Origin of the sequence: Longimicrobium sp. (genome assembly GCF_036280135.1) — a bacterium.
Taxonomy (GTDB): domain Bacteria; phylum Gemmatimonadota; class Gemmatimonadetes; order Longimicrobiales; family Longimicrobiaceae; genus Longimicrobium.
In genome coordinates this window covers 1-8,470 of record NZ_DASURI010000503.1, presented here as the reverse complement: position 1 = coordinate 8,470, position 8,470 = coordinate 1, and the positions used below count along the sequence as shown (strand labels likewise).

General features: G+C 69.9%; 7 protein-coding genes and 2 tRNA genes. 8 read left to right on the top strand and 1 reads right to left on the bottom strand.

The features are described 5' to 3' along the window. The first annotated feature begins 92 nt into the window (after nucleotides 1–92). The 8 genes from VFZ20_RS16290 to VFZ20_RS16255 all read left to right on the top strand — a co-directional run bounded on the left by VFZ20_RS16290 (nucleotide 93) and on the right by VFZ20_RS16255 (nucleotide 7,238). Nucleotides 93–1,067, top strand: a complete 975-nt coding sequence (locus VFZ20_RS16290; RefSeq protein WP_329684967.1) for a class I SAM-dependent methyltransferase — start codon at nucleotides 93–95, stop codon at nucleotides 1,065–1,067. 54 nt (nucleotides 1,068–1,121) lie between these two features. Beyond that, nucleotides 1,122–1,194: transfer RNA gene (locus VFZ20_RS16285), tRNA-Thr, on the top strand. Nucleotides 1,195–1,284: 90 nt separating this feature from the next. Further along, nucleotides 1,285–1,357 (top strand) — tRNA-Gly (locus VFZ20_RS16280). 422 nt (nucleotides 1,358–1,779) lie between these two features. Continuing rightward, nucleotides 1,780–4,728, top strand: a complete 2,949-nt coding sequence (locus VFZ20_RS16275) for a tetratricopeptide repeat protein (protein ID WP_329684966.1) — start codon at nucleotides 1,780–1,782, stop codon at nucleotides 4,726–4,728. Between the two features lie 425 nt (nucleotides 4,729–5,153). Continuing rightward, a complete protein-coding gene (locus VFZ20_RS16270) occupies nucleotides 5,154–5,429 on the top strand; it encodes a hypothetical protein (protein WP_329684965.1) in 276 nt (91 codons plus the stop codon). 313 nt (nucleotides 5,430–5,742) lie between these two features. Continuing rightward, nucleotides 5,743–6,147: a hypothetical protein gene (locus VFZ20_RS16265; RefSeq protein ID WP_329684964.1), complete on the top strand. Its 405-nt coding sequence runs from the start codon at nucleotides 5,743–5,745 to the stop codon at nucleotides 6,145–6,147. Beyond that, nucleotides 6,147–6,428 (top strand): hypothetical protein, encoded by a 282-nt coding sequence (locus VFZ20_RS16260; RefSeq protein ID WP_329684963.1) that lies wholly within the window; start codon nucleotides 6,147–6,149, stop codon nucleotides 6,426–6,428. Before VFZ20_RS16265 ends, VFZ20_RS16260 begins: the two co-directional genes overlap by 1 nt. A gap of 111 nt (nucleotides 6,429–6,539) precedes the next feature. Beyond that, nucleotides 6,540–7,238: a hypothetical protein gene (locus VFZ20_RS16255; RefSeq protein WP_329684962.1), complete on the top strand. Its 699-nt coding sequence runs from the start codon at nucleotides 6,540–6,542 to the stop codon at nucleotides 7,236–7,238. Between the two features lie 35 nt (nucleotides 7,239–7,273). On the opposite strand, the gene VFZ20_RS16250 is transcribed toward VFZ20_RS16255, so the two are convergent. After that, nucleotides 7,274–8,470 (bottom strand): FtsX-like permease family protein (locus tag VFZ20_RS16250; RefSeq protein ID WP_329684961.1); only part of this gene is annotated, 1,197 nt, incomplete at its 5' end.

Sequence of the window (8,470 nt, the reverse complement as noted above, 5' to 3'; positions counted from 1 at the left end):
GGAGGACGCAGAGAACTGCAACTGAAGTACTCTGCGTCCTCCGCGGCTCTGCGTGAGAAATCTTTTCTGTCTCTCCCGCTCTCCAGGCTCGCATGACGGCGACGAACGATGCGGGGCTGTGGGAAGAGGCGCCGGAGTGCGGGGCGTGCGGGTTCGATCGATGGAGCCCCGCCGGCGAGGTGTGCGGAAAGCGCTACGCCAGGTGCCTGCGCTGCGGCGTCGTGCGCCTGTACGACCGCGTGGCGGCGGACCGGCTGGACCTGCTGTACGCCGGCTACTATACCGGCGCCGACCCCTCCGCGGACGAGCTGCGCCGCCAACTGGACAATCCCACCTTCGCGCACCGCCGCCGCAGACTGGAATCCGTCGTCCCCGCGGAGCACCGGAGCCTCCTGGAGATCGGCTGCGGGGACGGCAACTTCCTGGCGCACCTGCGGATGCACGGCTGGACGGTGCGGGGGAGCGAGTACGACGCGGAGACCGCGGCACTCGTCCGGCGGCGCCACGGTATCGACGTGCACGTGGGCGACGTGGCGGATGCGCCCCCGCCCGGCGCGCCGTTCCCCGCCGTGGCCGCGTATCACGTGCTGGAGCACGTCTACCGCCCGGCCGCGTGGCTGGCCGCCCTCCGCGCCCTGCTGGCGCCGGACGGCATCCTGCACCTGCAGGTGCCCAACTACGGCTCGCTTTCCCGCCGGCTCACGGGCCCCGCGTGGGCCTCGCTGATGTTTCCCCAGCACGTGTACTTCTACACGCCGCGCACGCTGGTGGAGCTGCTGCGCCGCGCGGGCTTCGCGCCGCTCTCCACCACCACGTGGGACCCCTGGCACGGGCCGGGAACGGTGGCCGCGTCCGCCGTGAACCAGGCACGCCGCGCGGCCACGGACCGGCTCCCGTGGACGGACGCGCTGGGCGGCGCGGGAGAGGCTGCATCGGGCGATGCGCCGCCCGCGCGACGGCCCCGGGTGGCGCGGCGGATGCTGGACGCGCTGTCGGTGCCGCTGGCCCGCGCGGAGGCGCTGGCGGGGGCGGGCGCGGTGGTGGACGTGGTGGCGCGCGTGGCGTGAGCGCGCGCGGGGGTAGTCAGATTCCGGCGGGTTGATTACATTTTTCGGCTGTGCGCCACCTTAGCTCAGCTGGTAGAGCACTCGATTTGTAATCGAAAGGTCGTCGGTTCGATCCCGACAGGTGGCTCTCTGGCGGCGCGGGACGCCCGCGCCGATTGCGCAAATGCCGGTTTTTCATTATGTTTGCCGTCCGCGCGATGCAGGACGGCGCGCGTTTGCGGGAGTAGCTCAGTTGGTAGAGCGTCAGCCTTCCAAGCTGAATGTCGCCGGTTCGAGCCCGGTCTCCCGCTCTTAATAATTCGAAGCCCCGGCGCCGTTCAGGTGCCGGGGCTTCGTGCGTTTGGTAGTACAGGCCCCTAAACAGGCCCACAGATCGGTGGGCACGGGAGGGGGACTTGAGGCGGTAGCCAGGTGTGACAGAGATGGCAATGGACGCAACGGGATCAGCCGCGTCCACTTCACTACGCTCGTGCACGCCGCCTGCGGCCAAAGATGTTGGTTTGCGAACTCGGCGAGTGCAGGCTCCCCGACGGGTGCCCGAGCGGTCCCGGAACAGGCCCGAAGCAGGGCTGGCGGCGTTTGGCGCTTGTAGACGCCGGGTTCCTTGGCGCCTTCCCCAACTCAGGGATTCGGCGTATGATCCAGAAAGCGGCGGTAGCTTTGCGACCCTTCCCCCGCCTGCCGCAGCCCGCCTCCACTCTCCATTCCTTGCATGAACGTCCTTTCGCTGCCGTACATAGAGCGCCGGGCGGAGGAGGAACGCCTCCGCGAGCTCCTCCGGAACGGTCTGAACCCCACGCCAGGACATCCAAAGGCCCTCGTCCTGTGCGGCCCAGACGGTGTGGGGCGGCGCACCCTCCTGCGCCGAGTATTCGCGAGCGATCCCGCCTTCCGCAAGTTCGGCGTCGGAGCGCAGACCCACGAGATCCTGAACCCCGGCGGACCTTCCGTCGCACGCAATGCCGGGGAGAAAGCCGCCGAGTTCTCACCTGGAGCGCTGGGCATGGTACACCCGCTGCTGGGCTTGGTGGTGGAGGCGGCCCTGCTGCTCGGGAAGGATCAGGTGTTCCGGCCTCGCGGCGCAGACCCGTCCCTGGACCATTCGATCCTGGAGTGTGTCGAAAAGCCGGTGCTCGTCGCCGTGTCCCGTGTTGATCCGTCGAACGTGGGCGGGATGGAGGATGCGGCACGCCTCATCCGGGAAGCGTCCGTACGCAACACGCCGCTCATGCTTGTCTTCCTCGACAGTTCCCCCTCCCTCCGCCAGAGCGACGCGAGCCCCGGTGAGTGGGGCACGCGCACCGCATCGGATTTCGTGACGGGCCTCCGCCGCTTCCTACCGGACGACCGTCAGGTGACCGAGGTGAAAGTGCGCCCATTTGCTGAAGCGCAGATTCGCCAATCGTTCGCGCGGCTGGGTCTCGCGCCGGAGTGGGGAGCGTTGTTCTACCATTTTTCCGAGGGTCAGCCTGCCTCGTTGGCGGCGTTGTGGGAGTCGCTGCAACGGCACGGCCTGCTCCGCCACGAGGAAGAGCGGCGATGGAAGGTAGAGAGTCCGGCGGCGGCTGGCGCGGCCTGGGGAGCGATCCGCGACCGGCTGATCGCCTTGATTCGTGCGCGGCCGGCCACCGTGCGCGAGCACGAGGACCGGCTCATCAACGCCCTCCACCTGGCCGCGGCGATGGGCGATACGTTTCTCCCGGTCGCGGTGTCCGAAGCGGTTGTCGCGACGGATCCCAAGGGACACGCGGTCGATGCGGAAGGGTGGGAGGACGCGTGGCTCGACTTCCTGGATTTCGAGGATACGGATCATCCGAGGCTCGCCGTCCCGGCCACGCTCGACGGCCACCCACTCGAACTGAAAGCCGACTGCCGGCGACTGTTCGTCTATCGCTTCCGCGACCCGGCCATCGCTCATCTGCTCTCCGCGGCATTACGACGATTCTGGCGGGGTGGGGCTGAGCCGGCCGACCCCGATCCCGGAACGCTGCTCGACGCAGTAGAGAGACTGTCGGAATGGCTGGTGGATCATTTTAGGACGAGCGGGCGGAGCGTGCTGGCCTTTCGTGCCGCGCTGCATCGTATTCAGAATCAGCACGCAGATGCGCGGGCACTCGAGGAACTCGACTACCAATACCGGCTGGCCGCATCCTTGGCCGCCCGGTTCGCGGAAGAACGAATCCGCGTGCACGGTGGCCGGGATGCGCGGGTACTCTACTGGATTGCATCTTGGGCGGGCGAGGTATGGGGAACGCTGGGAGACTACAGGCAATCGTTGGAATGCTGGGTCGAATGCTTTCACCTCGTGCAAGCAGGCCGGGTGACACTCGCCACACGCGACGTGGCTTCTCTCTGGTGTGATCTCGCCACCGCCCTGTGGAGGATCGGGAGGGCGGCTGAAGCCATTCCCTTCCTCGAACAATCGATCGGAGCCCGCGAGCGCCTGCTGGGGCCGGAGCATCCAGACACGCTCACATCCGTGAGCAATCTTGGCGGTGTGCTGCACGCACTTGGCCATTCCGCCGCTGCCGAGCCCTACTGCCGGCGTGCTCTCGAAGCCCGTGAGCGTGTGCTTGGGGTAGAGCATCCCAAAACGCTTTCATCCATGAGCAATCTCGGTAGTGTACTTCAGGCGCTGGGGCGTCCCGCCGAGGCCGAGGCCTTCCACCGGCACGCGCTCGAAGCCCGCGAGCGCGTGCTCGGGCCGGAGCATCCAGACACGCTCGGCTCCGTGAGCCATCTTGGTAGTGTTCTCCAGGCGCTGGGACGCCACGCCAGCGCCGAGCCCTGCTGCCGGCGCGCGCTCGAAGCCCGCGAGCGCGTGCTCGGGCCTGAGCATCCCGACACGCTCGGCTCCGTAAACTCTCTCGGATTGGTGCTCCACGCGCTGGGCCGTCCCGCCGACGCAGAACCCTACTTCGAGCGTGCGCTCGAAGCCCGCGAGCGCGTGCTCGGGCCGGAGCATCCCGATACGCTCACTTCGGTGAATAACCTCGGCTTTGTGCTCCACGCGCTGGGTCGCCCCGCCGACGCCGAACCCTACTTCCGACGTGCGTTCGAAGCCGGAGAGTGCCTGCTCGGGTCGGAGCATCCTGGTACCCTTGCGTCCTTGGGCAATTTGGGCGCCGTACTCCACGCGCTGGGCCGTTTCGCCGAGGCCGAGCCCTACTGCCGACGTGCTCTCGAAGCCCTTGAGCGCGTGCTCGGGGCGGATCATCCCGACACGCTGAGCAGCGTGCATAATCTCGGTCATGTGCTCGACAAACTGGGCCGTCCCGCTGAGGCCGAATTCTACTTCCGGCGTGCTCTCGACGTCCGCGAGCGCCTGCTCGGGCTGGAGCATCCCGACACGCTCGTCTCCATGAATGAACTCGGCCATGTACTCAACGTGCTGGGCCGTCCCGTCGAAGCCGAGCTCTGTTTCCGGCGTGCGTTCGAGGCCCGCGAGCGCGTGCTCGGGCCGGATCATCCCGATACGCTCACGTCCGCGCACAGTGCCGGCGCTATGCTTTACGCGCTCGGTCGTCCCGAAGACGCTCTACGTTGCTTCCGACGGGCATTAGAGGGGCGGGAGCGCGTTTTTGGGTTCGATCACCCGCAGAGCCAATCGAGCCGAGAGTGGGTCGAGGGGCTCGCAAGAAGCGATGACCCAGGCGAGTGAAGGCCGGTCGAGGAAGGCCCCGGCGGCCAGCAGCGGTGGATGCACCGTATCGAAGAACGTTACATCGTTCGTGCACGCCGCATCCGACCCGTCCCCTGGCACCGAGTTCGCCAACCGGGCCCGAATTCAGGCCCCAAAACAGGCCCATACAGACTTGGCGGCGGCTGGCGCTGACTGGCGCTGTCCAGCGCAATTACAGCAACGGCGCGGCTTTTCTGGCGGCGGCTGGCGCTTGTAGACGCCAGATTCCTTGCCTTCCAAGCTGAATGTCGCCGGTTCGAGCCCGGTCTCCCGCTCTGATGAAAACGAAGCCCCGGCGCGGAGTTGCGCCGGGGCTTCGTGCGTCCGAAGGTTGTGCCTTTTGCGGCTTTGGCCTATCGTGCGGACGAATTCATGTGGTGTCTCCTTCACTCGTGATCCTGATCATGCGCAGCCTCCTTGCAATTGCCTTGCTTCCGGCGCTCCTCTCCGCTAGCGCCCGCTCCACACCGACCGCGGACGCGGCGGACCAGCGGTGTCACCCGTCGTATCCGGACTTCTGCATCGCCCCGCCCCCGCCGGACCTGGACTGCCCGGACATTCCCGCCAACCGAAAGCCGTTCCGCGTGCGGCACGACGTGCGCAACCCGGACCCGCACGGCTTTGACCGCGACCGCGACGGACGCGCCTGCGAGCCGCGCCCGCGCGCTCGACGCGGATAGACGCCGCGGGACACACCTCCGCTTTACACCCTGATCTTGAATCGCGCCGCATCCGCACCGCCGGATGCGGCGCTCGTCTCAGTCCTGCCGATCGTATCCTTTCCCGTCGCCCACGCCTTCGGTGTACCCACCGTGACGGAAAGTGGACGCGTCTTGATGAAGCAGGTGCATCGCTCCGCCAATCTTGAAAGGTGTTTGTAAAATCAGCATTCAAGCCGTTCGCGCCACGTGCGGATCGACGTTCGGAGACCCCCTTGACGGGCGGGGGAAGTGGACACATCCTTGATGCGCGGAACGAAACGGAGTACTCATCGTGAATCGCGCACAGGCCACCCCCATGCCCCTGCACCCTTGCCGAGAATGCCGGCACGCCGTCAGCACGGAGGCGCTCGCCTGCCCAAGCTGTGGCGCCGCGCATCCGGCAGGCGCATCGGCGGCGCTGGCCGTGCGCGAGCCGGGCGGCGTCGTCACCCGCGACGGGGACGGCGATGGGCCCACGCCCGCGTTCTGGCGGGCCGTGCGCATGCTGCTCAACCGGGTGCGCATCGGGCTGTACGGCCTGGCGTCGGCGCTGTTCGCGGCGCTCCTCACGGGCTCGCTCGTGCGGCAGCCCACGGGGTGGGTTCTTACCGCGGGGGTGCTCATGTCCATGGTGCTGTGCCTGGCCGCCGTCCTGCTGGAGCTGGTCGACCTCAACCTGGGAAAGGGAAAAAGCTAATGACCACTGAAGCCCTTGCCGTGCCCCTGGCCCGCCGGCGCCGCCGGCCCCTGCCCGGCCTGCTGCCCCTCCTGCTGGGCATGGGCGTGTGGGTGGCCTGGATGATGGTCACCGATCCCGTGGCCCTCATCGCCGCGGCCCTGCGCCAGGGCGGTGCCGCCACCTACGAGGCTGTATGCCTGGCCGGCGTGTCAGTGGTGGGCCTCGTGGGGTTCGCCCTGTACAGCGTGGCCGTCGCCGCGTACGTGCTGGCCATCCGCTCGCTGCCGCGCGCGTCGTAGGGGACGTGCTGCACGGGGCGCTTGCGTTTCGGGGCCGCCGCCTGTCTCTTTGCGGCGCGAGGGACGGCGAACGCGTCCCCGAAGCCCACGCGTACTGAATGGATGGAATCCGTGATCCTGCCTGATCTTCGCCGGGCGCTGCTGTCCGGCGCCTGCGTCTTGCTCCTGGCCGGCTGCGGCGGCGACGGCGAGGCCGGGAGCCCCGGCGCCGACACCGTGCAGGCCGCCGCTCCCGCCGACAGCGCGGGGCCGTCGTTCGGCACGCCCGCCGCGCCGGCCGTGGTCGCGGCGTCCGGCGACTCCGCGGCGGCCGTGCCCGGCGCGGCCACGCCCGCCCCCGTGGCGGCGGCGGACCGCCCCGTGCGCGACTCCACGAAGATGAAGGAGATCCTCCAGGCGCCCGTCGCCGGCCCCGTGAACGTGGAGACGCTGGAGACCTACAACCTGTCCATGGATCGCGTGCGCCAGCTGGTGCGCGCGGGACAGAACCTGGCCGAGCTGCAGCGCCGCCGCCCGGACCTGGCGGACTCGGTGCGCATGCAGGCGTTCGACCCCAACGCCATCTACGAGAAGGTCAACAGCATTCCCGACGTGCGCAACGCCGTCGCGCAGGCGGGGATGAGCCCGCGCGAGTACGCCACGGCCACCGCGGCGCTCATGCAGGCCGTGATGGTTCGGCAGATGCGCGCGCAGGGCATGCGGCCGCAGGTGCAGGTGAACGAGGCCAACGTGGAGTTCGTGGACGAGCACTGGAGCGAGATCATGCAGATCGCCCAGTCCATGGCCCAGCAGGCCCGCCCGCGCAACTGACCGCCGCCCGGCGGACGTCCGCGCCGTCCGCCGATTCACTCCGCCCGCAGCGCCTCGTTGGGGTGCACGCGGGCGGCCCGGCGGGCGGGCGCGTACGACGCCGCCAGCGTCACCGCGCCCAGCACGGCGGCCACCGTGCCGTACGCCGCCGGGTCCAGCGCGTCCACGCCCCGAAAGCCGTCCTGGAGCACCCGCGCCAGCGTGAGCGCGCCGATGCTGCCCAGGACGGCGCCCAGCAGCGTGATCCGCACGCCCTCCCCCAGCACCTCCCGCAGCACGTCGCGCTCCGTGGCGCCCACGGCCATCCGCACGCCGATCTCGCGCGTGCGCCGCGCCACGCTGAACCGCATGGTCCCGTACAGCCCGCCCGCCGAGGCCAGCGTCGCGCCGGCCGCGAGCACGGCTAGCACCGCCGCGAACCAGCGCAGCGGCGCGCGCGCGTCGTCCAGCACGCGCTCCATCGTCCGTCCTTCCGACACGCGGGCCTCCGGCGCGGCGCGGGCGAGCGCCCGGCGGGCTGCCGGCTCCGCGCCGTCCGCGTCGCCATCCGTACGCACGGCGACGGCGAGCGTACGGGGCGGGTTTGCGAGTGACGGCAGGTAGACGGCCGGTTCCGGGTTGCCGCCCACGCCCAGCGCCGTGGCCCGCGGATCGTCCACGACGCCGACGACCTCGTACGGCTCCTCCCGCCACCGTCCTTCCAGCAGCACGTGCTGCCCCACCGGGTCCGCGCGGGGGAGCAGCCTGGCCGCAAACGCGCCGTTGATGACGACGGCGCGCGTGTCGTCCGCCCGCAGCTCCCGGCCCGCCCGCACGCGCAGCCCCATGGCGGCGAACCAGCCGGGGCTCACGGCGTGGTGCCGCGCGCGGCCGGTGATCATCGGCGCGAACAGGTTGCCCCACACGCACGCGTCGCACAGCGTCCGTAGCGCGTCCTCCGGGCCCAACCCCAGCCAGGCGCCCGGCGTGGCCGCGCTCACGGCGCGCACGCCCGGGAGCGCCGCGGCGCCGTCCAGCAGCGCGCGCTGCATCCGCGCCCGCTCCGCCGCGTCCGCGTCGGACGGCAGCTCCACGCGAAACGTGAGCGTGTCGCGTGGGTCGAACCCCGGATCGGCCGCGCCGGCGCGGGGAAAGGAGCCGCGCAGCAGGAGCGCCGCGCCCACCAGCAGCGTGGCGGAGGCGGCGAACTGCAGCGTCGCCATGGCGCGGCGCAGCATGGCCTCGCCCGCGCC

Coding starts and splice junctions, on each gene's coding strand:
- VFZ20_RS16260 (WP_329684963.1), top strand. CDS start 6,147: ATGACCACTGAAGCCCTTGCCGTGCCCCTGGCCCGCCGGCGCCGCCGG.
- VFZ20_RS16275 (WP_329684966.1), top strand. CDS start 1,780: ATGAACGTCCTTTCGCTGCCGTACATAGAGCGCCGGGCGGAGGAGGAA.
- VFZ20_RS16290 (WP_329684967.1), top strand. CDS start 93: ATGACGGCGACGAACGATGCGGGGCTGTGGGAAGAGGCGCCGGAGTGC.
- VFZ20_RS16270 (WP_329684965.1), top strand. CDS start 5,154: ATGCGCAGCCTCCTTGCAATTGCCTTGCTTCCGGCGCTCCTCTCCGCT.